Source organism: Sphingopyxis sp. Root154, from assembly GCF_001427105.1.
Taxonomy (GTDB): domain Bacteria; phylum Pseudomonadota; class Alphaproteobacteria; order Sphingomonadales; family Sphingomonadaceae; genus Sphingopyxis.
In genome coordinates, this window is sequence record NZ_LMGI01000002.1 from 209,133 (window position 1) to 232,604 (window position 23,472).

A 23,472-nucleotide genomic window follows, 5' to 3' on the forward strand; every position below is an offset into this window, starting at 1 on the left:
ACCCGGTTTAGCGGGGATCGACGCGCCCGGCTTGAACGGACTTTGCCCGGTGCAGGATCGGCGGGTCGCCGGTCATCGCGGCGATCGACCGCGCCATATGCGCCTGATCGGCGAACCCCTGGTCGGCGGCGAGGTCGGCGAGACTGCCCTGCCAAGCATCGAGCGCAGTGAGCGCCTGCCGCGTCCGCGCCTCGAGCCGGAAGCGTTTGGGGCTGACGCCATAGGCGCGCGCGAAGCCGCGGCTGATCGACGCGGGGTTGAGCCCCATATGATCGGCCCAGTCGGCGAGCAATATGTCGGGATCGGCGGTAAGCGCCGCGGCGAGCAGGTCGGGCCAATCGTCGCGCCGCGCCGCGCCCATGCGGAAATGATCGCGGACATAGTCGGCGGCCGCCTGCGGATCGCGTTCGGCGAGGCGCGCGGCGGTATCGGGGTCGGCGATATGCCCCGCCCCCAGCGCGAATCCCTTTGCCACCGGAAGATTGAGCACCTGCGCCCCGCGCGCGCCAAAACGGTCCTGATGCGCGGTCCAGTCGCCGTGCACGACGACCGTTCCCGGCCGCACCGCGATGCGCCCCTGATCGCCCGATTCTTCATAATCGCCGCCGAGTACGAGCGCGACATAGCCATGGACATGGCGATGCCGCGGCAGGCATTCGCCCGCCGGATAGCGCCCAACGCCCGCGATTGGAATCGGATCGTTCATGTTGCAGCGTTCGGGCCGATGGTGACGAGCCACGCATCGGGCGGCGTCAGGAAACGGAGCGGCAAAAGGCTGGTGCCGAGCCCGGCGCCGACGAAGATGCGTTGCGCACCATCGCTTATGTCGCCGCAGGCAAAGCGATCCCCATAGCGCGAGACATAGGTGAGCGCGCCGATGAAAGGGAAGCGGATCTGGCCGCAATGCGTATGCCCCGCGAAGATTGCCGCGACCGGGCGCTTCACTGCGGGGACGATGTCGGGACTGTGCGTCAGCAGCAGTGGCACACCCGGACCAAGCCGGTCCATTGCGGCAAGCGTAGCCGGAACATCGTCATGCCCCGAATAATCGTCATCGACGCCCCCCACGATCAACGGGCCCAGCTTCACAGCCGCATTCTGCAGCACACGAAGCCCACGCTTCTCCATCTCGCCGCGCAGCGCATCGGGCCTGAACCAATGATCGTGATTGCCCGGTGCGACGACGACGCCCAGCGGCGCGCGGAGACCGCCGAGCGGTGCGACCACCTCGGCTGCGGAGTAGATGTGCGTCGCGCTGCGCTTTTCGCTGACGAGATCGCCCGCGATCAGCACGAGGTCGGGCTTCAGCCGGTTTAGCCGCGCCACGATCCTTGTCAGCCGTTCGGGCGGCATGTCGGGGCCCGCAACATGAATGTCCGACAGCAACAGCAGCCTGAGCGGCGGCTGGCCCGCTGGCCAATCGGCAACCGCGACCGTCGCGGTGCGGATCACCGGGTCGCGCGTCGCATTCCAATAGCCCCTGGCGAGCAGGCCGGCGCCGAGCAGCGCGAGCAGCGCTGCCCAGCGCAACCAGCGTCGCCGCGCCTTCACGTTCAATCGCGAAGATCCGGCGGGGTCGCCTCACCCTTCAACATGGCGATCGCTTCGGTGAGCGGCATGATGCGCTGGCCGTCCTGCCCGAGCGTGCGGATCGCGACGGTGCCTTCCTCGGCCTCGCGATTGCCGACCACCAGCAGGTAGGGGACTTTGGCAAGGCTGTGTTCACGGACCTTGTAGTTGATCTTTTCGTTCCGCACGTCGCTTTCGGCGCGGATGCCCGCCGCGACGAGCTGCGCCACCGCATCCTTCGCGTAATCGTCGGCGTCAGACACGATCGTCGCGACGACCGCCTGCACCGGCGCGAGCCAGGTCGGGAAACGGCCCGCGAAATGCTCGATCAAAATGCCGATGAAGCGTTCATAGGTGCCGAGGATCGCGCGGTGGAGCATCACCGGGCGGTGGCGCTCGCCATCCTCGCCGATGTAGCTGGCGTCGAGGCGCTCGGGCATCACGCGGTCGGACTGGATCGTCCCGCACTGCCAGGTGCGGCCGATCGCGTCGGTCAGGTGGAATTCAAGCTTTGGCGCATAGAAAGCGCCCTCGCCCGGCAGTTCTTCCCAGCCATAATCGTCGTTCGCCATGCCCGCGCGTTCGACGGCTTCGCGCAGCTCGGCCTCGGCCTTGTCCCACATGTCTTCGGTGCCGAAGCGCATGTCGGGGCGCAGTGCGAGCTTCACCGCATATTTCTCGAACCCGAGCTGCTTGTAGACGCGGTCGAGCAGCGCGCAGAAATCGCGCACTTCCTCGACGATCTGGTCCTCGCGGCAGAAGATATGGCCGTCATCCTGCGTGAACTGGCGCACGCGCATGATCCCGTGCAGCGCGCCGTGCGGCTCGTTGCGGTGGCAGCAGCCCATTTCGGCCATGCGCAGCGGCAGGTCGCGGTACGACTTCATCCCCTGACGGAAGATCAGGACGTGCGCTGGGCAGTTCATCGGCTTCAATGCCATCCACTCGGCGCCGTCGGAGACGATCGGACCGTCATCCTCGATGTTCGGCACCTCGTCGGGGATGACGAACATATTCTCGCGATATTTGCCCCAGTGGCCCGACTGCTCCCACTGGCGTGCGTCCATCACCTGCGGGGTCTTGACCTCCTGATAGCCCGAACCGTCGATCGCGCGGCGCATATAGGCCTCGAGCTCGCGGTAGATCCGGTAACCCTTGGGGTGCCAGAAGACGCTGCCATGCGCCTCTTCCTGCAGATGGAACAGGTCCATTTCGCGGCCGATCTTGCGATGGTCGCGCTTCGCGGCCTCCTCCAGCCGGACGAGATGTTCGGCGAGCTGTTTCTTGTTGAGCCAGCCGGTGCCATAGATGCGCGACAGTTGCGCGTTCTTCTGGTCGCCACGCCAATAGGCGCCCGACACGCGCGTCAGCTTGAACGCGGCGGGGTCGAGCTTGCCCGTCGAGGCCAAGTGCGGGCCGCGGCACATGTCCATCCAGCCTTCGCCGCTGCGATAGACGGTGAGTTCTTCGCCCTGCGGCAGTTCGGCGGCCCATTCGGCCTTGAAACTCTCGCCCTCGGCCGCCCATTTGGCGATGAGCTTGTCGCGCTCCCACACTTCGCGCGTCAGCGGCAGGTCGGCGGCGATGATCTTGCGCATCTCCTCCTCGATCAGCGGCAGCTCGTCGTCGCGGAACGGGCCGCGATCGGCGGCGGGCGCAAAGTCGTAATAGAAGCCGTCGCCCGTCGAAGGGCCGAAGGTGATCTGCGTGCCGGGGAACAGATTCTGCACCGCTTCCGCGAGGACATGCGCATAGTCGTGGCGGAAGAGCTCGAGCGCGTCGGCCTCGTCGCGGCTCGTCACGAGCGACAGGTTCGTGTCTTCCTCCAGCGGGCGCATGATATCGCGCAGTTCGCCGTCGATCTTTGCCGCGAGCGCGGCCTTGGCAAGGCCGGGTCCGATGTCGGCCGCGATCTGCAACGCGGTAGTGCCGCGCACGACTTCACGGGCAGAGCCATCGGGAAGGGTGACGCGGATCATGTCGGACATCGAAAAATCGGCCTTTCTTGCGCAAAAGTGCGGCGCCCCTTTGCCAGCATGCGATATGGGCGGCAAGGGGCGGATTCACAACAAGGCTTGCAATGAGATAATGTATCCTTATCTGGCGCCGGAACCCCTCCTGCGAAAGATAGAACATGTGCCTCCCCGCCGCGCGCCCGCGCCTCGCCGACCTGACGGGGATCGTCCTGTCGTTCACCTGCCTGATCCATTGCCTTGCCCTGCCACTCCTCCTCCTGCTCGCCCCCGCGCTCAGCCGCTGGATCGCGCTGCCCGAGGGGGTGCATGCTGCGATCCTGCTGCTGGCCTTGCCCGCTGCCATGATCGCGATGCGCGATGGTTGGCGGCGGCATCGGCGGATCGTGCCCGCGGTGCTCGCGACCGCCGGGCTGGGCCTGCTCGCGCTTGGACTGTCGGCGCACGAGGGGTGGATCGCCGTCGCCGATCCCGAGGCGGCCGACCGCCTGTTGACCTCCGTCGGCGCGCTGACGCTTGCCGCCGCGCATCTCGTCAACTGGCGCTGGCGTCACCGCGGCGGTGGGCATAAGCTGCCCGCATGACCGACACCCCGCCGCTCCACAGCATCGCCGCGATCCTGCCGTGCACCGACCTCGATGCCAGCACCGCGTTCTATGAAAAGCTCGGCCTGTCGGTCGTCGGCGACCATGGCAGCTATCGCCTGCTCGAGGATGGCAGGGGCTGGCAGCTTCATCTGACGAACGAGTCGCCCGAAGGATGGCTGGTGCCGGGGCAGAATCCGTTCGGGCTGTACCTCTACACCGAGCGCGTCGCGGAATTGGCCGAGATCGTGCGCGATGCAATCCTCGAACGCGAAAAGGCGCCGACGCACAAGCCGTGGGGCATGTATGAATTCGCGCTATCCGATCCCGACGAAACGCTGGTCCGTATCGGCTGGCCGAGCCGGTTGATCGGCTGACCCCTAGCTGCCCTTGCGAGACTCACCATCCACCGCTACGGCGACGGCCAGCCGGAAAGGAGCCTTCCCCATGTTCAAGCGCCTATTCGTCGACCATCCGAAGAGCGTCGATGAGAATTACATCGAGCATTTCGGCGTCGCGTCGAAATTCGGCGTCACGATGATCTATGGCGGCCTGTGTGCGCTCGTTCACGCGGTCGTCCCCGGCTGGTGCATCACCACGGGCAGCGACACGATCCAGCGGCTGAACCACATCATGGTCGAAAAGCGGCGCGCCAAGGGACAGGCCGTGATGCAGATGAGCACGATCGACTGGGTCATCTGATCCCGGTGGACACCGCGCCCGATTATCTCGACCGTTCGGGCCGCCCGCGGCTCGCCTACCGCTATACAGCCGGCACCGGGCCGACGATCATTTTCCTGCCGGGCTATATGTCCGACATGACGGGCGGCAAGGCGACCGCGCTGTTCGACTGGGCGGCGGCGGAGGGTCAGGCGTGCCTGTTGCTCGATTATGCCGGATGCGGGCTGTCGGACGGGCTGTTCGCGGAGCAAACGCTGCTCGACTGGCGCGGCGATGTGCTCGACTTGGTCGACGCGAAGGCCGAGGGGCCGGTGGTCATCACCGGATCGTCGATGGGCGGGTGGCTGATGCTGCTCACCGCCTTGGCGCTGGTGCAGCGCGATGGTCCGGGCCGAGTGGCGGGGCTCGTCGGGATCGCCGCGGCGCCCGATTTCACCGACTGGGGTTTCAGCGACGCCGAGAAAGCGATCATCCTTGCCGAGGGCGCGCTGGTCGAGGAGACGCCGTACAGCGACCAGCCCTATGTGACGACGCGCGGCTTTTTCCAGTCGGGCGAGGCGAACCGGCTGCTCGATACAGAAATTCCCCTTATCTGCCCCGTGCGCCTGCTCCACGGCGAGGAGGATGGCGATGTGCCGTCCGATATCAGCCTGCGCCTGTCGGCGGCGCTCGCGAGCGCGGATGTGCAAGTGACGCTGGTCAAAGGCGGCGACCACCGCCTGTCGCGCGAGACCGATATCGCGCTGCTGATCGACACCGTCGCACGGCTCGCGACACATTAGAGGGATATCATGGCTCGCAGCGACTTCAAATTCAGCGTCAAGAAGCGCGTCCGCTATGCCGAGATCGACGCGCAGGCGGTGGTGTTCAACAGCCGCTACCTCGAATATTTCGACATCGGGATCACCGAATATTGGCGCGGCGTCGGCGTCTACGACCATTGGCCGGCGCACAGCAGCCCCGAATTCCACGTCGCGCGCGCCGAGGTCAATTATCGCGCGCCGATCCTGCTCGACGAGGAAATCGACATTTGCGTGCGTGCTTCGCGCGTCGGCACCAGCTCGATGACCTATTTGTTCGAACTGCACGGCGCGGGGAAAGACGATCTGCGCGCCGACGGACAGCTGATCTATGTCCATGTCGCCGAGGCGCAGGGCGCACCCGCGCCGGTGCCCGACGAATTCCTATTCCTGTTCGAAGCGTTTGAAGCGCGCGCCCTTCGCGCCTAATATAGCGCCATGACAAAATATCTTCACACGATGATCCGCGTGTCGGATCCCGACGCCACCGTCGATTTCTTCAAGCTGATCGGGCTGGAGGAAACGCGCCGTTTCGACAATGAGGGCGGCCGCTTCACGCTGATCTTCCTCGCCGCCCCCGGGCAAGGCGACGTGGCCGAGGTCGAGCTGACCTATAATTGGCCACCTCAAGACGGCAGCCCACCCGAGGAATACGGCGGCGGCCGCAATTTCGGCCACCTCGCGTACCGCGTCGATGATATTTACGCGACGTGCCAGCGGCTGATGGACGCCGGGGTGACGATCAACCGTCCGCCGCGCGACGGGCATATGGCGTTCGTGCGCTCGCCCGATGGCATTTCGGTCGAGCTGCTGCAGGAAGGCACGCTCGACCCCGCCGAACCCTGGGCCTCGATGCCCAACACCGGCAGCTGGTAGGAGCCGCGCGATGCCGGGCCTGTTGATCAACATCGACGTGCCCGACCTCGCCGCTGGAGAGCGTTTCTACACAAATGCGCTGGGACTGCCCGCAGCCCGGCGGTTCGACGACGACATCGTCGAGCTGACCGGGTGCGAGGCGCCCATCTATCTGATCGCCAAGCCCGCGGGGTCGGCGCTCGGCCCCCGCGGCAGCGATTTCCGCCGCTACAACCGGCACTGGACACCGGTGCATCCCGATTTTTCCGTCTCGAACCTCGACGACGCGGTCGCGCAGGCCTTGGCCGCCGGCGCGACACAGGAGGGCGAGACATTGGACCTGCCCTATGGCAGACAGGCGATGTTCGCCGATCCGTTCGGCAACGGATTCTGCCTGATCGAGTTCAACGAGCAGGGCTATGACGCCCTTCTGACCTGAGCAGGCGGATCAAGGTCCCGGCGCCGCCGCTCCGTCTTGAAGGAGCGAGACGCTGGAAAGGAGTTATCATGGCTGCGCTGGACATCGTCCGTATTCCCGTCCTCAGCGACAATTATGTCTGGCTGGTCCATGATCCGGATAGCAAGGCGACGATGGTGGTCGATCCCGCGGTCGCCGAGCCCGTGTTGGCGGCGGCAGCGGAACGCGGCTGGACGATCACGGACATCTGGAACACCCACTGGCATCCCGACCACACCGGCGGCAACGCCGCGATCAAGGAAGCAACCGGCTGTACGATCACCGGCCCCGCGGCCGAATATTCGCGCATCCCGACGCTCGACGTGCAGGTAAAGGGCGGCGACCGCGTGCAACTTGGCGAGCATGTCGCCGACGTCTGGGACGTGCCCGCGCATACCGCGGGGCATATCGCCTATCATTTCGCGAGCGACGCCGCGATCTTCGTCGGCGACACGATGTTCGCGATGGGCTGCGGCCGATTGTTCGAAGGCACCGCCGAACAGATGTTCGCAAACATGCAGAAACTCGGCACGCTCGACGATGCGACGCGCGTGTACTGCGCGCACGAATATACGCTGTCGAACGCGCGCTTCGCGGTGACAGTCGAGCCCGAGAATGCAGCGCTGGCCAAGCGGCTCGCCGCGGTCGAGTCCGCGCGCGCGGCCGGCGAAGCGACGGTGCCGACGAGCATCGGCGAAGAGCGCGCGACCAACCCTTTTTTGCGCGCGCCGAGCGCGGCCGAACTCGGCCGTATCCGCGCGCTCAAGGATGCGGCATGATGCCGCTTCAGCGCCCATTCATCTGTCCCGGCCATAGTGGCCGATCTCAAGGAGCATATTCATGGCGAAGCTGAACCTGATGGCTGCCGCGCTGTTGACCGCGGCCGCGCCGCTGGTCGCAAGCTGTGCGCCCGCCGGTTCGGGCGAGCCCGGCGCCGCCGCGCTCACGCCAAAACAGGCCGAACGGCTCGACAAGCAGCTCGCGGGCAAGGTTCCGGGTGAACCGGTCCGCTGTCTTCCGAATTACCGAAGTAATGATACGATCCGCGTGTCGGACAGCATCTTGCTCTATCGTTCCGGTGGCAATCTGGTATATCGTAATGACTTGAAGAGTAGTTGCCCGGGTCTTGCCCGTGACAGCGACATCATGGTGGTACGCCAGTTCGGGTCGTCGACCTGCGAAGGCGATTTCTTCCACCTGGTCGACCGGTCGAGCGGAATCCGCGGTCCGACATGTGTTTTTGGCGAATTCGTCCCCTATCGCAAACCGGCGGGGGACAAAGGCTGAGCCTTGGGTTCAGTCGTAGGCGGGGTCCGGTTTGCGCCGAGCTCTTCGGGTCGCACCCCCGCCTGCTATGATGATCACGCCTTGTAGAGGGCCGCGATCTTGTCTTCGTAGACCTGCTTCAGGATATGGCGCCGGATCTTCATCGACGGCGTCATCTGTTCATTCTCGATCGTGAAGGCTTCGTCGGCGAAGTCGAATTTGCGGACCTTTTCGATCACCGAGAGCTGGCCGTTGACGCGGTCGACCGCGGCGCGCAGCGCCGTGCGAAATTTCTCATGCTCGCGCAGCCGTTCGAGATCCTTGGGCAAGCCTTCGGCCTCCGCCCATTCGGCCATCCATTCGGGATCGGGGACAAGAATGCCGACGAGGTGCGGGCGCTTGTCGCCATAGACCATCGCCTGCAGGATTTCGGGCTGGAGCGTCAACATCCCTTCGACGCGCTGCGGCGAAACATTGTCGCCCTTGTCGTTGACGATCAGGTCCTTCTTGCGGTCGGTGATGACGATGCGGCCTTGCCCGTCGATATGGCCGATGTCGCCGGTGTGGAGCCAGCCGTCGACCAGTACGCGCTCGGTCTCGGCCTTGTTGCGCCAATAGCCTTTCATCACCAGCTCGCCGCGCACGAGGATTTCGCCATCGTCGGCGATGCGCACCTCGGTGTTCATCAGCGGCGGGCCGACGGTGTCCATTTTGATTCCCGCGCTCGGGCGGTTGCAGCTGATCACCGGCCCCGCTTCGGTCTGGCCATAGCCCTGAAGCAGGGTCAGCCCGATCGAGTGGAAGAAGACGCCGATTTCGGGATTGAGCGGCGCGCCGCCCGACACCAGCGCCTTCATCCGGCCGCCGAAGCGTTTCTGGATCTTGGGCCGGAACAATTTGTCGAGGATCAGGTCGACTGGCCGATCGAGCACGCCCATCCGGCACTCATAATCCTTTTCGCCGACGCGCAGCGCCTGACGCAGCATCCAGTTCGCGAGCTTGCCCTGTTTCTCGACCGACTTGATCATCCGCGCGCGGATCACCTCGAACAGGCGCGGCACGACGACCATGATTGTCGGGCGCGTTTCCTCGATGTTCGAGACGAGCTTTTCAAGGCCCTCGCTATAATAGATTTGCGCGCCGACCATGATCGGCAGGAATTGGCCGCCCGAATGTTCATAGGCGTGGCTGAGCGGCAGGAACGACAGGAACACCTCCTCGTCGCCGATACCGAAATCATTGACGAGCACTTCGGCGGCACCCGCCGCATTGTGCAGGATCGCGCCATGATGCTGCATCACCCCGCGCGGCGCGCCGCCGGTGCCGCTGGTGTAGATCAGGCACGCGGTGTCTTCGCGCTTCATCGCGGCGCCACGCGCGCTGGTTTCTTCGAGCCGCGCCTCGCCGCCCTGCACGAGCGGATCCCAGTCGTGAACCGCAACCTCGCCCTGCTGGCCGATGCGGAGGCTCTCCATGCTGATCACGATATGCGCCTCGGAGCGCATCACCGCAGGCATCAGCGTGCGCGCGAGCTTGGCGGTCGAAACGATCACCGCTTTCGCGCCGCTGTTGTCGAGGATGTGCTGGTGGTCACGTTCGGTGTTGGTCGTATAGGTCGGCACAGTGATGCAGCCCGCGGCCATGATGCCGAGGTCGGCTATGCACCATTCGGGCCGGTTCTCGCTGACCAGCACCACCCGGTCGCCTTCCTTGAGGCCGAGTTCGCGCAAATTATGCGCGAGCGCCGAAACCTGATTGGCGACCTGCCGCCAGCTCAGCGGCTGCCAGGCACGGTCGGACTTGCGCCACAGGAAGGGATCTTCGCCGCCGCGCCCCGCACGGTCGAAGAACATCGCGACCAGACTCGAAAAATGGTCGAGATGGGGATTTTCAAGCTTCATTCTGCCTCTCTCCAGGGAGATTACATTGCTTTCTTTTTATTATCATTGACTAATTCTGCGCCGGCGCCCCGTCGATCGACGAACTTCCGGGTCCGCGCGGGTCGGCCGCGCCGCGCCAGCCCTCGGCGGTGCGCTCAACCGCGTTGAGCTTCGAGCCGAGGCTCGTTGCGGTGAAGCTGTAGCCGAAAGGTTTCATCTTTGCGGCGATCGCCTTGCCTGCCTCGTTATTCTCGATCAGCACGCCCTGCTGGCCGAAGAAGAGGTTGGGAAGCTCCATCGCGGTCTTGGCATCGAGGCCCCAGTCGAGCACGCCCACGAGCACCTTGGTCACATGCATGATGATGCGCTTGCCGCCCGCCGAGCCGACCGCGAGCACGACCTTTCCGTCGGGGCCGTAGACCACCGTCGGCGACATCGACGACAAGGGACGCTTGCCGGCTTCGACGCGGTTCGCGGTCGGCATGCCGCCCTCGGTCGGCGCGAGATCGAAGTCGGTGAGTTCGTTGTTGAGGAAATAGCCGTTCGCCATCAGCTGGCTGCCGAAGATGCTTTCGATCGTCGAGGTCATCGAGACGAGGTTGCCGTCCTTGTCGACGGTGACGAAATGCGTCGTCCCCTGCTCCTGAACCGGCGGCGCAGCGGCGCGCGGCTTCGCGCCCGGCGGGGTGCCGGGTTCATATTTGCCCGCGGCACCATAAGGCGAGATGAGCTGGCGGCGCTCGGCGAGATAGGCCTTGTCGAGCAGCCCCTTAACCGGGACATCGACGAAATCGCCGTCGCCGAGATAGGCGGCGCGGTCGGCATAGGAGAGCTGCATCGCTTCCGAGAGCAGATGCCAGCTCATCGGATTGTCCTTGCCCATCGCCTTCATGTCCCAGCCCTCGATCATGCCGAGGATGCCGAAAACGGTGGTCGCGCCCGACGAGGGCGGGCCCATGCCGCAGACCTTGTAGATACGGTAGGTGGTGCAGACCGCGGGGCGCTCCTTCGCCTTGTAAGCCGCTATATCCTTGACGGTGAGCTGGCTCGGGTGGCGCGGCGCCTTTGCGACGGCCTCGCTGATCGCCTTGGCATTGGCGCCCGAATAGAAAGCCTCGGGACCGCGCGCCGCGATGTCGCGCAGCAGCTTGGCATAAGCGGGATTCTTGATGCGCGTGCCGACCGGGGCCGGCTTGCCGTCGACATAGTAAATTGCCTTGGGAGCGGGAAATTCCTTCCACATCGGCTCGAACTGGACAAGCCAGTTATTGAGCGCGGGGGTGACGATGAAGCCTTCTTCGGCGAGCTTGATTGCGGGCTGGAACAGCGCCTTCCATTCGAGCTTACCCCATTTCTTGTGCGCTATTTCCATCAGGCGCACATTGCCGGGGACGCCGACCGACAACCCGCCGGGGATGACGTCCATATAACCGCGCGCTTTGCCGTCGGCGCCGAGAAAACGGTCGGGCTTGGCCGCCGCGGGCGCCATTTCGCGGCCGTCGATCGTCGAGATGCTGCCGTCCTTGGCATTGTGGTGGACCATGAAGCCGCCGCCGCCGATTCCGCTCGACTGCGGTTCGACGAGGGTCAGCACCGCGACCATCGCGATCGCGGCGTCGGCGGCGGTCCCGCCCTCATGCAAAATCTCGCGCCCCGCCTCGGTCGCGCGTGGATCGGCGGAGGAGGTGACGCCCTGCGCAAGCGCGGGCGAGGAGACGGTGACGGAAAGAAGGGCGGCGAGCGGGAGGAATCTTTTCAACATGCGCGCGACATTGGCGTGCAGGTCGAGACAGCGCAACCCTTGTTCCCGTCCCGCTTGCGGACGGGGAGAACAGCTTATTCCGTCCCCACCGCGTCGGCCACCCGCGCGAAGCCGTCACGCGCGGCGAGCCTTTCGAGGCCATGCGCAATCCGGCCCGCGAGACCGGGGCCTTCATAGACCATCGCCGAATAGATCTGGACCAGGCTGGCGCCCGCGCGGATGCGCTCCCACGCCTGTTCCGGCGAGGCGATCCCGCCCGCCGCGACGAGCGGGAGCTTGCCGCTACTGGCGCTGCGGAAATCCCGGACCCGTTGCAGCGCCAATTCGGCGAGCGGCGCACCCGAGAGGCCGCCGGCTTCCTCTGCATGGCGCGAGGCGAGCCCGGGGCGCACAATCGTGGTGTTCGAGACGATCACCGCGGCGAGCCCCTTGTCGAACGCCACCGCGACGATGTCGTCGATGTCGGCGGGTTCGAGGTCGGGGGCGACCTTCAGGAACACCGGCTTCGCCGCGCCCGCGGGCTGCGCCGCAGCGACGACGTCGAGCAAGGCTTCGAGCGCGCCCTTGTCCTGCAAGGCACGAAGGCCGGGCGTGTTCGGCGAGCTGATATTGACCGTCAGATAATCGGCAAGCGGCGCCATCGCGGCGGTGCCCTTCGCATAGTCGGCGATGCGATCGGCGCTGTCCTTGTTCGCGCCGATGTTGATCCCGAGCGGCACCGGCAGGCCATAGCGGCGCAGGCAGGCGATGCGCTCGGCCGCCTTTTCCTGCCCGCCATTGTTGAAGCCCATGCGGTTGATCACCGCCTGATCCTCGACGAGGCGGAACAGGCGCGGGCGCGGGTTGCCCTCCTGCGGCAACGGGGTCAGCGTGCCGACCTCGACGAAGCCGAAACCGAAATGCGGCATCACATGCGCCACGCGCGCATCCTTGTCGAAGCCGGGCGCGAGGCCGACGGGGTTCGGGAATTTGAGACCCGCAAGCTCGGTCGCGAGCGCCGGACTGGTGAGCGCATGGCGCGCGCGCGGCAGCGGCTGGAGCGCGCTGAGCGTGAGGTTATGCGCGGCCTCGCCATCGGTGGCGTGGACGATCGGGCGGACGAGCGCATAGGCGCTATCGGTGAGCGAGGCGAAAAGCGACATGGCCCGCCATTGCGCCGAGCCGGGGCCTATGGCAAGCCCCGCCTCGACTATTGGCGGGACCAGCAAAGTCATCGGAAAAACCGGGAGAAATTCGTGTCGCACCTTCGCATAATCGCTCGCCTGTCCACCGGGCTCGCCCTGCTCGCCGTCGCGGGCTGCGCCCCGGCCGCCGTACAGGAAGCGCCTGCCACCGTAGCCGCGACACCCGCCCCCGACGCCGTCCCCGCCGGCGCGAACCTTGCGCAATTCTTTGAAAATTATGACGCTGCGCAGCTCTCGCTATCACCACAGGGCAAGGCGTATCGCGGCATTCGCGATGCCGATTATGGCAAATGGAACGATGTCAGCGACGAAGCCGCGGTCGCGAACCAGAAGCTGCAGCAGGCGACCGCCGAAGCGATGCGCGGCAGCTTCGACCCCAGGACGATGTCGGCCGACGAGGCGCTGTCGTTCGAGCTCTTCAACGCGCAGGCCGCGCGCGCCGCGCGCCTGTTTCCGTACCGCAACCACGGCTATGTTTTCGACCAGATGAACGGCGCACAGAGCCAGCTTCCCGCCTTCCTTATCAACATCCACCGCGTCGCCGACGCCGCCGAGGCCGAAGCCTATGTCGAGCGTATCCGCGGGCTTGGCCCGATACTCGACGCGCTGTCGGCGCAGTCGGCCGAGCGAGCGAAGATGGGTATCCAGCCGCCCAAGTGGGTCTATGCCTACCTCATCTCCGACATTGGCAATCTGCAGAAGCCCGACAATGCGGTGATCGAAGACATCACGGCAAAGGTCGGCAAGCTTGCCATCGACGATGCCAAAAAGGCGCGGCTGATCGCGTCAGCCAAAGCGGCGTGGAGCGAAAGCGCGGGTCCCGCCTATGGCCGCCTGCTCGCCGAAATGAAGCGCCAGCAGGCGAGCGCGCCGACGCAGGACGGCGTGTGGCGGCTGCCCGACGGCAAAGCCTATTATGAGGCGCTGCTCGCCAATTACACGACGACCGACATGACCGCGACCGAGATCCACGACCTCGGCCTTTCCGAGGTCGGGCGCATCCATGGCGAGATGAAAAAGATCATGGCGAAGGTCGGCTTCAAGGGCACGCTGCAGCAATTCTTCGCGCATCTGCGCTCCAGCCCGCAATATTATTACACGACCCGCGAAGCCTATCTCGCCGACGTCGACGCCAAAGTGAAGGCGATGGAGGCGCGGCTGCCCGCTTTCTTCAACACGCTGCCAAAGGCGCATCTGCAGGTGAAGGCGGTCGAGGCATTCCGCGAGAAATCGGCGGGCAAAGCCTTTTACCAGTCGCCCTCGCCCGACGGGTCGCGGCCTGGCACCTATTATGTGAACCTCTATGACCTGCGCGATATGTCGAAGACCGAACTCGAGGCGCTCGCCTATCATGAGGGCGTCCCGGGGCATCACCTCCAGCGCGCGGTGCAGACCGAGCTGACCGGGCTGCCGCCCTTCCGCCGCTTCGGCGGCTTCACCGCCTATACCGAAGGCTGGGGCCTCTATACCGAGGAACTCGCCAAGGACATGGGCTTCTACACCGATCCGTACAGCGATTTCGGGCGCCTCGGCATGGAGTTGTGGCGCGCGTGCCGCCTCGTTGTCGACACCGGCATCCACGACAAAAGGTGGAGCCGCGAGCAGGCGATCCAGTATCTCAAGGACAATACGCCCAATCCGCAGGGCGACATCGAAAAGGCGATTGAGCGCTATATCGTCTATCCGGGGCAGGCGACCGCCTACCTCATCGGCAAGCTCAAGATCATGGAGCTGCGCGGCCGTGCGCAGACGGCGCTCGGCGACAAGTTCGATTTCCGGACCTTCCACGATGTCGTGCTCGAATCGGGCCCGGTGCCGCTCGATGTGCTCGAACGGCGCGTCGATGGGTGGATCGCGGCGCAGAAGGGTTAAGAAAATTGACGATTGGCGCTTGACGCGCCGGGCCGAAACGCAAATGATTTGATCCAGAAAAATAAGGCAGCCGGGTCACGGGTGCCAAAGGTCTGGGTCTCATGTCGGATACTTCTTCCTCGCCTGCGGGCGTGGACGGCGTCGCGCCGTTCGAACTGCACTATTTCCCGCCCGATCCCGATCTGGCGGAGATGGTGTCGAGCTTCTATTTCGCGCGCGTCAACATGCCGCGTTTCGACGAATATGAGCGCGCCGACCGCCCCCAGTTCCGCTTCGTCACCGCCGCCGACGGCGAATATGTCTTCGCCGACGATCATCGCGCGCCGGTCTGCCGGGCCAATATCGTCGGACCGACGAGCGGGCGCGTGCGCGCGATCAGCAATTGCCCCACCCAGATGTTCGGATTCGGCATGCTGCCCGCAGGCTGGGCGGCGCTGATGGGCGCCGATGCCGACAAGCTGACCGACCGGGCGATGAATGCCGCCGACCTGTTCGGCCCCTGGATCGACGAGGTCGCAACCGCACTGGAAACGGCGGCGAGCGTCGAGGACAAGCTGGTCATCGGCAATAATTTCGCACGCGAGGTGCTGACGCGGGGCGAGACCGCGCCGATGTGGTTCATCCGCACCGTCGATGGATGGCTCACCGAATCGCCCTCGCCGCAGGTTCCCGAACTGGTCGAGGCGACGGGCATGTCGATCCGGTCAGTCGAACGGATGACGAAACATTATTACGGCCTGTCGCCGCGCATGCTCGCGCGCAAATATCGCGCGGTGCGCGCCGCGTCGGCGCTGGCACGCGGCGAAGGGCTCGATGCCGCGCAGCTCGGCGACGCCTTTTACGACCAGTCGCACCTGATCCGCGAGATCAAGCGTTTTGCCGGCGCCACGCCCGGCCAGCTCGGCAAGCCGACAAGCTATACCGAGGCGACGACAAAGGGCCGAAAGCAGCTCGCCGGCCGGGTCAGTCCGCTTGTTTCGGAAACCTGAGCGCAGTTAACCATCAAAAGCGCAGGCCGCGTCGTTTTGGCGTTTTCATCCAATCACGAATCGTCGCCCGGGCATAATCCCCCGTTGCGACCCAGAAGAGCTCATCCTCTGACGAGGACTTGAGACCTTCATCTTGGCACTCATTTGGCTTCGGCCCGATGGGTGCCTTTTTTTTGGCGCAACTTTTCTATCATCGCGCACATCCGCGATTGCTTGCGCTCCCGAGACCGCACGCCTATGTAAGTGGAGTGATTTACTCCAGTTAAGAATCGTTCGCAACTGCGACGGAAAAGAACAATGCGCCTGTCCAACCTTGCCGACTATGCCGTGGTGCTGATGAGCGCCGCCGCCCGCCAGTGCGGGTCGGTGCCGATTCACGCCGGCATGCTGGCCGAGCAGACGGGCATCCCGGGACCGACCGCGCAGAAGCTGGTGAGCCAGCTCGCGCGCGCCGGGCTGCTCGTCGCATCGCGCGGCAGCGGCGGCGGGGTGCGGCTCGCGCGGCCCGCGGCGGCGATCAGCGTCGCCGACATCATCGAAGCGGTCGAAGGGCCGATCGCGCTGACCAGCTGCGTCGCCGAAGGACGCCATGATTGCTCGCTCGAGGGCAGCTGCAAGGTGCAGCCGCATTGGAGCGTCGTGAACGGCGCGGTGCGCGGGGCCTTGCAAGAGATCAGCCTGGCGACGTTGAGCGTTGCTCCGAAACTCCCCTCCCCTCCGCCGATCCCGGCATTGGCCGGCGACGAGATCAGATTATGACCGACAACACCGAACTCCCCGTCAAGGACCAGGCCGCGCACGACGCCGCGGCGAAGGTCGCCGATTATGAGCATGGCTGGTCCTCGACCATCGAGACCGACTTCGCGCCCAAGGGGCTGACCGAGGATACGGTCCGCTTCATCAGCGCGAAGAAGAACGAGCCCGAATGGATGCTCGACTGGCGGCTGAAGGCGTTTCGCCACTGGCAGACGATGGAGACGCCCGACTGGGCGAAGCTCAACGTGCCGCCGATCGATTATCAGGACGCCTATTATTACGCGGCGCCGAAGCCGAAGCCCAAGCTCGGCAGCCTCGACGAGGTCGATCCCGAAATCCTCGAAGTCTACAAGAAGCTCGGCATCCCGATCGAGGAGCAAAAGGTGCTCGCGGGCGTCGAGGGCGCGCGCAAGGTCGCGGTCGATGCGGTGTTCGACAGCGTCAGCGTCGCTACGACCTTCCGCGAGGAATTGAAGCGCGCGGGCGTCATCTTCCTGTCGATCTCGGAAGCGATCCGCGAATATCCCGATCTGGTGAAGAAGTGGCTCGGCAAGGTCGTGCCGATGCACGACAATTATTTCGCGACATTGAATTGCGCGGTCTTCTCCGACGGCACCTTCGTCTACGTGCCCGAGGGCGTCCGCTGCCCGATGGAGCTCAGCACCTATTTCCGCATCAACGCCGAGAATACGGGACAGTTCGAGAGAACGTTGATCATCGCCGACAAGGGCGCGTACGTCAGCTACCTTGAGGGCTGCACCGCGCCGATGCGCGACGAGAACCAGCTCCACGCCGCGGTGGTCGAACTGGTGACACTCGACGATGCCGAGATCAAATATTCGACGGTGCAAAACTGGTACCCGGGCAATGCCGAGGGCCTCGGCGGCATCTATAATTTCGTGACCAAGCGCGCGCTGTGCCAGGGCAAGCGCAGCAAGGTGTCGTGGACGCAGGTCGAAACCGGCTCGGCGATCACGTGGAAATATCCGAGCTGCGTGCTCAACGGCGACGACAGCGTCGGCGAATTTTATTCGGTCGCGGTCACCAACAATTATCAGCAGGCCGACACCGGCACCAAGATGATCCACAATGGCAAGCGCACGCGCTCGACCATCGTTTCGAAGGGCATTAGCGCGGGCAAGTCGAACAACACCTATCGCGGGATTGTTCGCGTGGCGCCCAATGCCGAGGGCGTGCGCAACTTCACCCAGTGCGACAGCCTGCTTCTGGGCAGCACATGCGGCGCGCATACCGTGCCCTATATCGAGGTCCGCAACCCGACCGCGACCGTCGAACATGAAGCGACGACGAGCAAGATCAGCGACGACCAGCTTTTCTACGCGATGCAGCGCGGGCTGGGGCAGGAAGAGGCGGTGGCGCTGATCGTCAACGGCTTTGCCAAGGAAGTGCTGCAGCAGTTGCCGATGGAGTTTGCGGTCGAGGCGCAGAAGTTGCTTGGCATCAGCCTTGAGGGGAGCGTCGGGTGACCTCGAACCTCGAGTGGCTGCAGAACTTCTATCTCTTCTTGTGCGACGGAGAGTGGGAGCATGGCTACGGCTTTGCCATCGACAACTGTGATAATCCGGGATGGCTTTTCAAGTTTGAGCTGACCGACACAGTTTACGCGCAGTTCGCGGGCCCAGAAATTTCCTTGGGCGAGCATCAGCTTGAGGAAGGACATGACTGGCTCGTTCTAAAGCGTGAAGGAACCTCAATCAAAGGCGCATGCGGTCCACTGAAATTGGATGCGTTGCTCGGAGAGTTCCGCGGATGGATTGGAAATGTGGACGCCGCCCTCGAAAGTGAAAGAAGTTTAAGTGCTCAAAATTGAAAACCTCCACGCCACCGTCGCCGACAAGCCGATCCTGAAGGGCCTGTCGCTCAGCATCAATGCGGGCGAAATCCATGCGATCATGGGCCCCAATGGCGCAGGCAAGTCGACTTTGTCCTATGTGCTTGGCGGGCGCCCCGGTTATGAGGTCACCGAAGGATCGGCCACCTTCGACGGGCAGGATCTGCTCGACATGGAGCCGCATGAGCGCGCCGCGGCGGGGCTGTTCCTGGGATTCCAATATCCGGTCGAAATCCCCGGCGTGTCGAACGTCCAGTTCCTGCGCGAGGCGCTCAACGCCCAGCGAAAGGCGCGCGGGCTGGAGCCGCTGTCGGGCGGCGACTTCCTGAAACTCGCGCGCGAGAAGGCGGGGCTGCTCAAGATGGACATGGACATGCTCAAGCGCCCCGTGAACGTCGGCTTTTCGGGCGGCGAGAAGAAGCGCAACGAGATGGTGCAGATGGGGATCATCGACCCCAAGCTCGCGATCCTCGACGAGACCGACAGCGGCCTCGACATCGATGCGCTGCGCACCGTCGGCGACGGGATCAACGCGATCATGCGGCGCCCCGACAAGGCGGTGTTGCTGATCACCCATTACCAGCGCCTGCTCGACTATGTGCAGCCCGATTTCGTGCATGTCCTTGCCGCCGGCCGGATCGTGAAGTCGGGCGGGCCCGAGCTGGCGCGCGAGCTCGAAGAGCATGGTTATGCGGAGATCGCGGCTTGACGACGAGCTCCCTCCCCTCGCGCCGCGACGAAGCGTGGCGTTATAGCGACATCGACGCGGTGACCGCGGCGTGGCCGTTGCCCGCGCCCGAGAGTATCATCGTGCCCGCGGGCGGCAAGTTCGCGCGCGCGATCGTGCAGGACGCGGGCGACATCCGGCAGATCGAACTCGTGCTCGGCAAGGGCGCTGCCGCGTCGCTGCATGTGCTCAACATTGGCGGCGCTTATGGCCGTATCGAACTCAATGTAATCCTGCACGAAGGCGCCGATTTCCATCTCGGCGCGGCGCAGATCGGCGGCGGCGAGCAGAATCTCGAGATCGTCACCACGGTCACGCACGCCGAACCCGGCGCGACGTCGCGGCAGGTGGTGCGCTCGGTGCTCGGCGGCACCGCGACCGGCACCTATCTCGGCAAGGTCGCCGTCGCGCGCGACGCGCAGCAGACCGACAGCGAGCAGGATGTGAAGGCGATGCTGCTCGACCGCAGCGCGACCGCCAACGCCAAGCCCGAACTCGAAATCTTCGCCGACGACGTCAAATGCGCGCATGGCTGCGCGATCGGCGAGCTCGACGCAATGGGGCTTTATTATCTCCAGTCGCGCGGCCTGCCGCCCGGTGAGGCAAAGAAGCTGATGCTCCAGGCATTTGTCGCGGGCGTGTTCGATGGCGCCGAGGATGAAGTGCAGCTGCAGGAACTGGCGTTGGCGAAGCTGGGGGAATTGGTGTGAGCACCACGACCGCCCTCCGCACCTTCCCCGACGTCCGTGCCGATTTCCCCGGCCTGACGCCGGGCTGGCACTATCTCGACACCGCCGCGACCGCGCAGAAGCCGCAGGCGGTGATCGATGCGACGGTGAACGCGATGGGCCGCGACTATGCGACCGTGCACCGCGGCGTCTATGCGCGCTCGGCCGACATGACGCTCGCCTATGAGGCGGCGCGGCGGCGGATCGCGGCGTTTATCGGCGCGCGGGAGAATGAGATTGCGTTCGTGCGCGGCGCGACCGAGGCGATCAATCTCGTCGCTTACTCGCATCCGAAGAAGGGCCGCGTGCTGCTGTCGGTGCTGGAGCATCACAGCAATATCGTGCCCTGGCAGCTTGCGGGTTGGCAGGTCGACGTCTGCCCACTGACCGCCGACGGCTGCATCGACCTCGATGCCGCAGAGAAGCTGCTGACCCCCGAACACACGATGGTCGCCTTCGCGCATGTCTCGAACGTGCTCGGCAGCCCGCTCGACGTCGCGCGCGCCGCCGAACTGGCGCACCGCGTCGACGCTGAGCTGCTGATCGACGGCTGTCAGGCTGTGCCGCGTCTGCCCATCGATGTCGCGGCGCTCGGCTGCGACTATTATGTTTTCTCGGGGCACAAGCTTTACGGCCCTACCGGCGTCGGCGTGCTGTGGAGCGACAAGCTCGATACGCTGCCGCCGTGGCAGGGCGGTGGGTCGATGATCGACCGCGTCACCTTTGCAAAGACCACCTATGCCCCCGCCCCCACCCGCTTCGAGGCGGGCACGCCCGCGATTATCGAGGCGATCGGGCTCGCGGCGGCGGTCGAGTATGTCGAAGCAATCGGGATCGATGCAATCCATGCGCATGAGGTGTCGCTGGTCGGCAGGCTGCGCGAGGCACTGGCGCGCAAGAACAGCATCACCTTGTTCGGCCCTGAAAACAGTGCCGGAATCGTAAGCTTTTCGATGGCGGGGGTTCATCCGCACGACATCGGCACTATCTTGGATGAAAGCGGGGTCGCGATCCGCGCCGGGCACCATTGCGCACAGCCGCTGATGGAGCACCTCGGGGTTCCCGCGACCGCGCGCGCGAGTTTTGGCGTTTACAGCAATGACGACGATGTGGCGGCGCTGATCGATGGCCTCGCCCGCGTCGAGAGGATTTTCGGATGAGCGAGGACCGCATGATCAAGGTCGAGGAAGTGGAAAGCGTCGAAGCCCCGCCGAAGGCGCGTGTCGAGGATGTCGAAACTGCGCCCGAGAAATTGGAGCGCAAGCGCGACTATCTGGAAGGCTTCCTTGCGGCCAAGCCCGCGGCGGTCGAGCCCGGCGCGGTCGGCGGCGACCTGTACGAAGCCGTGATCAACGCGCTCAAGGACATCTACGACCCCGAAATTCCGGTGAACATCTATGACCTCGGCCTGATCTATAATGTCGAGATCGACGAGGGCCACGCCGTCGTGACGATGACGCTGACGACGCCGCATTGTCCGGTCGCGGAATCGATGCCCGCCGAAGTCGAACTACGCGTCGGCGCGGTTCCCGGCGTCGGCGACGCCGAAGTCAATCTCGTCTGGGATCCGCCGTGGTCGCCGCAGAATATGAGCGACGAAGCGCGGCTCGAATTGGGAATGCTGTGATGACCGAAACCAAGACCCGCGCCCGCCCCGCCGCCGTCGCCCTGACCGCCGGCGCCGAAGCGCGCATCGCGAAGCTGATGGCCACCGCGCCCGAGGGCGCGATCGGCGTGCGCCTGTCGACGCCGCGCCGCGGCTGTTCGGGGCTCGCCTATTCAGTCGATTATGTCACCGAAGAGGTGAAGTTCGATGAGAAGATCGAGACCCCCGGCGGCGTCTTCTACATCGACGGCGCGTCGGTGCTCTACCTGATCGGCAGCATCATGGACTGGGTCGAGGATGACTTCGCCGCGGGCTTCGTTTTCGAGAATCCGAACGCCAAGGGCGCGTGCGGCTGCGGCGAGAGCTTCACCGTCTAGGCGCGCATTTCCGCGAAAAACCTGCTATAACGCCCCGAAATAGCAGGGGCTGTCATGATGCGTACGCTCTATTTGCTTTATGCCGCAGTGGCTTACGCGATCTTTTTCGCGACCTTTTTGTATCTTATCGCCTTTGTCGGCAATCTCTCGTTCGTTCCGGTGACGGTCGACTTCGCGCGCTTTGCCGCGCCCGGAAAAGCCGCGCTGATCGACATCGCCTTGATCGCGCTGTTCGGTATCCAGCATAGCGTGATGGCGCGGCCCGGTTTCAAGGCAAGGTGGACGCATATCGTTCCCTCCGCGATCGAGCGCAGCACTTATGTGCTGTTCGCCAGCCTCGCGCTGATCGTGCTGATGCTGTTCTGGTACCAACTGACCGCACCCGTCTGGACCATCACCAATCCCCTGGGCGCCGTGATCCTGTGGGCGTTGTTCGGGCTCGGCTGGCTGATCGTCCTCTTCAGCACCTTCCTGATCAATCATTTCGAGCTGTTCGGGCTGCAGCAGGCATGGTTCGCGCTGCGCGAAAAGGCGGCGGCGGCGCCAGTGCTGCGCCAGCCGCTCTTCTACAAATTCGTGCGGCATCCGCTCTATGCGGGTTTCTTCCTCGCCTTCTGGGCGACGCCCGCGATGACAGCAGGGCACCTGCTGCTCGCTATAGGCCTGTCGATCTATATGCTGATCGCGATCAGGCTGGAGGAGCGCAACCTGATCGACACATTCGGCGCCGACTATATCGCGTATCGCGAGACGACACCGATGCTGGTGCCCGGTACCGGCGGGCGGCGGCGCACCTAGCGGCACACAGTCCAGCCCGCCGTCCGCGCCGCCATGTCGAGATGGAAATGGTCGGCGTGCGCGCGGTTATAATCGGGCGACAACAATGTGCTGAACAGCCCGCAGCTTTCGTCGCGGACCGCGTGCAGAAACTCGCTGCGCTTGTCGCCCGGCGCCCAGTCGTTGATCAGCGAGATGCGCGTGCCGTCGGCGAGCACGAAGGCCGAGATGTCGATCGCATTGGCGGTCGAATGCTGGCTTTGGTTTGGCTGCCCCGCGATCTTGCGGCAATTATAGCTGCCGAGATTTTCGAGCTCGACGACCTTTTGCCCAAAATGCTTTCGCGCGAGCGGCTGGACCACGTCGCGATTCCATAGCGCCATCGCCGCGGTCACCGCGCAGCCCGGCGCGACATTGGCGGGGCGCATTGTCGGCACGAAGCTGTCGCCCGTCAGGATCATGCGCTGGCTCGCGCGGCACGCGCCGGTTCCGATCGCCGGGCGGCGCAGATAGCCGGCTTCCGCGCGATCGAAAGCGGCGAAGCAGGCGCCGTCGTCCCCTGCCAGCGCCACCAGCTTGCGGTTCGTCGCCCAACCCCAGGGATGCGTCAGTTCGAAGCGCGCGCCGGGAATATGCTCGGGATGCGCGCGCACCCACTGCATGCCGAGGACCGCGCCGAGGGTCAGCAGCACCGCGACGGCGAACCAGATCAGATAGGGTCGGAGAGTCTTCATCGTGTCCGTTCTGCGTGCCGCAAATTACCGCTTGTTGAAAGGG

27 protein-coding genes are annotated in these 23,472 nt (G+C 64.7%); 20 read left to right on the forward strand and 7 right to left on the reverse strand.

All coding sequences use genetic code 11. The annotated features are described in order from the left end of the window. Positions 1-7: 7 nt before the first annotated feature. The 3 genes from ASD73_RS06650 to thrS are packed head-to-tail and all read right to left on the reverse strand — an operon-like array spanning position 8 to position 3,557. Positions 8-706: a helix-turn-helix domain-containing protein gene (locus ASD73_RS06650; RefSeq protein ID WP_056370865.1), complete on the reverse strand. Its 699-nt coding sequence runs from the start codon at positions 704-706 to the stop codon at positions 8-10. After that, positions 703-1,551: a metallophosphoesterase gene (locus tag ASD73_RS06655; RefSeq protein WP_056370866.1), complete on the reverse strand. Its 849-nt coding sequence runs from the start codon at positions 1,549-1,551 to the stop codon at positions 703-705. The genes ASD73_RS06650 and ASD73_RS06655 overlap by 4 nt, the downstream gene beginning before the upstream one ends. Positions 1,552-1,553: 2 nt before the next feature. Continuing rightward, complete coding sequence (thrS, locus tag ASD73_RS06660) at positions 1,554-3,557, reverse strand: threonine--tRNA ligase (protein WP_056370868.1); 2,004 nt, start codon at positions 3,555-3,557, stop codon at positions 1,554-1,556. 146 nt (positions 3,558-3,703) lie between these two features. Here thrS and ASD73_RS06665 point away from each other — a divergent pair, with 146 nt between their 5' ends. The 9 genes from ASD73_RS06665 (at position 3,704) to ASD73_RS06705 (ending at position 8,206) form a co-directional block, all read left to right on the forward strand. Next, on the forward strand, positions 3,704-4,126 hold the full coding sequence (locus ASD73_RS06665; protein WP_056370869.1) for a MerC family mercury resistance protein: 423 nt from the start codon (positions 3,704-3,706) through the stop codon (positions 4,124-4,126). After that, on the forward strand, positions 4,123-4,503 hold the full coding sequence (locus tag ASD73_RS06670) for a VOC family protein (protein WP_056370870.1): 381 nt from the start codon (positions 4,123-4,125) through the stop codon (positions 4,501-4,503). Before ASD73_RS06665 ends, ASD73_RS06670 begins: the two co-directional genes overlap by 4 nt. Positions 4,504-4,573: 70 nt before the next feature. Then, the gene (locus tag ASD73_RS06675; protein WP_037511175.1) at positions 4,574-4,828 is read left to right on the forward strand and encodes a DUF6356 family protein; all 255 of its coding nucleotides are present in this window, start codon (positions 4,574-4,576) and stop codon (positions 4,826-4,828) included. Next, entirely contained in the window at positions 4,825-5,589 is a 765-nt protein-coding gene (locus ASD73_RS06680; RefSeq protein WP_056373296.1) for an alpha/beta hydrolase, read from the forward strand. The genes ASD73_RS06675 and ASD73_RS06680 overlap by 4 nt, the downstream gene beginning before the upstream one ends. Before the next feature lie 9 nt (positions 5,590-5,598). Beyond that, positions 5,599-6,036 carry an acyl-CoA thioesterase gene (locus ASD73_RS06685; RefSeq protein ID WP_056370873.1) on the forward strand — a complete coding sequence of 146 codons (438 nt, stop codon included), beginning with the start codon at positions 5,599-5,601 and terminating at the stop codon, positions 6,034-6,036. 9 nt (positions 6,037-6,045) lie between these two features. After that, positions 6,046-6,483 (forward strand): VOC family protein, encoded by a 438-nt coding sequence (locus ASD73_RS06690; protein ID WP_056370875.1) that lies wholly within the window; start codon positions 6,046-6,048, stop codon positions 6,481-6,483. Between the two features lie 10 nt (positions 6,484-6,493). Further along, on the forward strand, positions 6,494-6,901 hold the full coding sequence (locus ASD73_RS06695; RefSeq protein ID WP_056370877.1) for a VOC family protein: 408 nt from the start codon (positions 6,494-6,496) through the stop codon (positions 6,899-6,901). A 68-nt stretch (positions 6,902-6,969) separates the two neighbouring features. Beyond that, entirely contained in the window at positions 6,970-7,698 is a 729-nt protein-coding gene (gloB, locus tag ASD73_RS06700; protein ID WP_056370878.1) for a hydroxyacylglutathione hydrolase, read from the forward strand. A 61-nt stretch (positions 7,699-7,759) separates the two neighbouring features. Continuing rightward, entirely contained in the window at positions 7,760-8,206 is a 447-nt protein-coding gene (locus ASD73_RS06705; RefSeq protein WP_052187219.1) for a hypothetical protein, read from the forward strand. Between the two features lie 74 nt (positions 8,207-8,280). Here ASD73_RS06705 and ASD73_RS06710 read toward each other — a convergent pair whose 3' ends face one another. The 3 genes from ASD73_RS06710 to ASD73_RS06720 all read right to left on the reverse strand — a co-directional run bounded on the left by ASD73_RS06710 (position 8,281) and on the right by ASD73_RS06720 (position 12,969). Further along, complete coding sequence (locus ASD73_RS06710) at positions 8,281-10,086, reverse strand: AMP-dependent synthetase/ligase (RefSeq protein ID WP_200934905.1); 1,806 nt, start codon at positions 10,084-10,086, stop codon at positions 8,281-8,283. Positions 10,087-10,135: 49 nt separating this feature from the next. After that, positions 10,136-11,827: a gamma-glutamyltransferase gene (ggt, locus tag ASD73_RS06715; RefSeq protein ID WP_056373300.1), complete on the reverse strand. Its 1,692-nt coding sequence runs from the start codon at positions 11,825-11,827 to the stop codon at positions 10,136-10,138. 74 nt (positions 11,828-11,901) lie between these two features. Then, positions 11,902-12,969, reverse strand: coding sequence for a quinone-dependent dihydroorotate dehydrogenase (locus tag ASD73_RS06720; RefSeq protein WP_056370880.1), 1,068 nt, complete (start codon positions 12,967-12,969; stop codon positions 11,902-11,904). A gap of 93 nt (positions 12,970-13,062) precedes the next feature. On the opposite strand from ASD73_RS06720, the gene ASD73_RS06725 reads away from it, so the two are divergent. From ASD73_RS06725 to mddA, 11 genes are all read left to right on the forward strand, one after another. Next, on the forward strand, positions 13,063-14,883 hold the full coding sequence (locus ASD73_RS06725) for a DUF885 domain-containing protein (protein WP_056373302.1): 1,821 nt from the start codon (positions 13,063-13,065) through the stop codon (positions 14,881-14,883). 101 nt (positions 14,884-14,984) lie between these two features. Next, the gene (locus ASD73_RS06730) at positions 14,985-15,872 is read left to right on the forward strand and encodes a helix-turn-helix domain-containing protein (protein ID WP_056370883.1); all 888 of its coding nucleotides are present in this window, start codon (positions 14,985-14,987) and stop codon (positions 15,870-15,872) included. 297 nt (positions 15,873-16,169) lie between these two features. Further along, entirely contained in the window at positions 16,170-16,631 is a 462-nt protein-coding gene (locus tag ASD73_RS06735) for an SUF system Fe-S cluster assembly regulator (RefSeq protein WP_056370885.1), read from the forward strand. After that, the gene (gene sufB, locus ASD73_RS06740) at positions 16,628-18,115 is read left to right on the forward strand and encodes a Fe-S cluster assembly protein SufB (protein WP_056370887.1); all 1,488 of its coding nucleotides are present in this window, start codon (positions 16,628-16,630) and stop codon (positions 18,113-18,115) included. Before ASD73_RS06735 ends, sufB begins: the two co-directional genes overlap by 4 nt. Beyond that, positions 18,112-18,459 carry an Imm53 family immunity protein gene (locus tag ASD73_RS06745; protein ID WP_056370889.1) on the forward strand — a complete coding sequence of 116 codons (348 nt, stop codon included), beginning with the start codon at positions 18,112-18,114 and terminating at the stop codon, positions 18,457-18,459. The genes sufB and ASD73_RS06745 overlap by 4 nt, the downstream gene beginning before the upstream one ends. After that, positions 18,446-19,189: a Fe-S cluster assembly ATPase SufC gene (gene sufC / locus ASD73_RS06750; RefSeq protein ID WP_056370891.1), complete on the forward strand. Its 744-nt coding sequence runs from the start codon at positions 18,446-18,448 to the stop codon at positions 19,187-19,189. The genes ASD73_RS06745 and sufC overlap by 14 nt, the downstream gene beginning before the upstream one ends. Continuing rightward, positions 19,186-19,917, forward strand: coding sequence for a SufD family Fe-S cluster assembly protein (locus ASD73_RS06755; RefSeq protein WP_056370893.1), 732 nt, complete (start codon positions 19,186-19,188; stop codon positions 19,915-19,917). The genes sufC and ASD73_RS06755 overlap by 4 nt, the downstream gene beginning before the upstream one ends. Next, on the forward strand, positions 19,914-21,095 hold the full coding sequence (locus ASD73_RS06760; RefSeq protein WP_082521413.1) for an aminotransferase class V-fold PLP-dependent enzyme: 1,182 nt from the start codon (positions 19,914-19,916) through the stop codon (positions 21,093-21,095). The genes ASD73_RS06755 and ASD73_RS06760 overlap by 4 nt, the downstream gene beginning before the upstream one ends. After that, positions 21,092-21,562, forward strand: coding sequence for an SUF system Fe-S cluster assembly protein (locus ASD73_RS06765; RefSeq protein ID WP_056370895.1), 471 nt, complete (start codon positions 21,092-21,094; stop codon positions 21,560-21,562). The genes ASD73_RS06760 and ASD73_RS06765 overlap by 4 nt, the downstream gene beginning before the upstream one ends. Continuing rightward, a complete protein-coding gene (locus ASD73_RS06770; RefSeq protein WP_056370897.1) occupies positions 21,562-21,918 on the forward strand; it encodes a HesB/IscA family protein in 357 nt (118 codons plus the stop codon). The genes ASD73_RS06765 and ASD73_RS06770 overlap by 1 nt, the downstream gene beginning before the upstream one ends. A 57-nt stretch (positions 21,919-21,975) precedes the next feature. Continuing rightward, on the forward strand, positions 21,976-22,716 hold the full coding sequence (mddA, locus tag ASD73_RS06775) for a methanethiol S-methyltransferase (RefSeq protein WP_082521579.1): 741 nt from the start codon (positions 21,976-21,978) through the stop codon (positions 22,714-22,716). On the opposite strand, the gene ASD73_RS06780 is transcribed toward mddA, so the two are convergent. Then, the gene (locus tag ASD73_RS06780) at positions 22,713-23,429 is read right to left on the reverse strand and encodes an extensin-like domain-containing protein (RefSeq protein ID WP_056370901.1); all 717 of its coding nucleotides are present in this window, start codon (positions 23,427-23,429) and stop codon (positions 22,713-22,715) included. The genes mddA and ASD73_RS06780 overlap by 4 nt on opposite strands. Between the last annotated feature and the right edge of the window lie 43 nt (positions 23,430-23,472).

Bases quoted from the DNA above. Each gene is read 5' to 3' on its own strand.
- ASD73_RS06765 (WP_056370895.1), top strand. From the start codon at position 21,092: ATGAGCGAGGACCGCATGATCAAGGTCGAGGAAGTGGAAAGCGTCGAA.
- ASD73_RS06780 (WP_056370901.1), bottom strand. From the start codon at position 23,429: ATGAAGACTCTCCGACCCTATCTGATCTGGTTCGCCGTCGCGGTGCTG.
- thrS (WP_056370868.1), bottom strand. From the start codon at position 3,557: ATGTCCGACATGATCCGCGTCACCCTTCCCGATGGCTCTGCCCGTGAA.
- ggt (WP_056373300.1), bottom strand. From the start codon at position 11,827: ATGTTGAAAAGATTCCTCCCGCTCGCCGCCCTTCTTTCCGTCACCGTC.
- sufB (WP_056370887.1), top strand. From the start codon at position 16,628: ATGACCGACAACACCGAACTCCCCGTCAAGGACCAGGCCGCGCACGAC.
- ASD73_RS06720 (WP_056370880.1), bottom strand. From the start codon at position 12,969: ATGTCGCTTTTCGCCTCGCTCACCGATAGCGCCTATGCGCTCGTCCGC.
- ASD73_RS06705 (WP_052187219.1), top strand. From the start codon at position 7,760: ATGGCGAAGCTGAACCTGATGGCTGCCGCGCTGTTGACCGCGGCCGCG.
- ASD73_RS06675 (WP_037511175.1), top strand. From the start codon at position 4,574: ATGTTCAAGCGCCTATTCGTCGACCATCCGAAGAGCGTCGATGAGAAT.
- ASD73_RS06735 (WP_056370885.1), top strand. From the start codon at position 16,170: ATGCGCCTGTCCAACCTTGCCGACTATGCCGTGGTGCTGATGAGCGCC.
- ASD73_RS06685 (WP_056370873.1), top strand. From the start codon at position 5,599: ATGGCTCGCAGCGACTTCAAATTCAGCGTCAAGAAGCGCGTCCGCTAT.
- ASD73_RS06670 (WP_056370870.1), top strand. From the start codon at position 4,123: ATGACCGACACCCCGCCGCTCCACAGCATCGCCGCGATCCTGCCGTGC.
- ASD73_RS06650 (WP_056370865.1), bottom strand. From the start codon at position 706: ATGAACGATCCGATTCCAATCGCGGGCGTTGGGCGCTATCCGGCGGGC.
- ASD73_RS06665 (WP_056370869.1), top strand. From the start codon at position 3,704: ATGTGCCTCCCCGCCGCGCGCCCGCGCCTCGCCGACCTGACGGGGATC.
- ASD73_RS06770 (WP_056370897.1), top strand. From the start codon at position 21,562: ATGACCGAAACCAAGACCCGCGCCCGCCCCGCCGCCGTCGCCCTGACC.
- ASD73_RS06710 (WP_200934905.1), bottom strand. From the start codon at position 10,086: ATGAAGCTTGAAAATCCCCATCTCGACCATTTTTCGAGTCTGGTCGCG.
- gloB (WP_056370878.1), top strand. From the start codon at position 6,970: ATGGCTGCGCTGGACATCGTCCGTATTCCCGTCCTCAGCGACAATTAT.
- ASD73_RS06695 (WP_056370877.1), top strand. From the start codon at position 6,494: ATGCCGGGCCTGTTGATCAACATCGACGTGCCCGACCTCGCCGCTGGA.
- ASD73_RS06730 (WP_056370883.1), top strand. From the start codon at position 14,985: ATGTCGGATACTTCTTCCTCGCCTGCGGGCGTGGACGGCGTCGCGCCG.
- ASD73_RS06690 (WP_056370875.1), top strand. From the start codon at position 6,046: ATGACAAAATATCTTCACACGATGATCCGCGTGTCGGATCCCGACGCC.
- mddA (WP_082521579.1), top strand. From the start codon at position 21,976: ATGCGTACGCTCTATTTGCTTTATGCCGCAGTGGCTTACGCGATCTTT.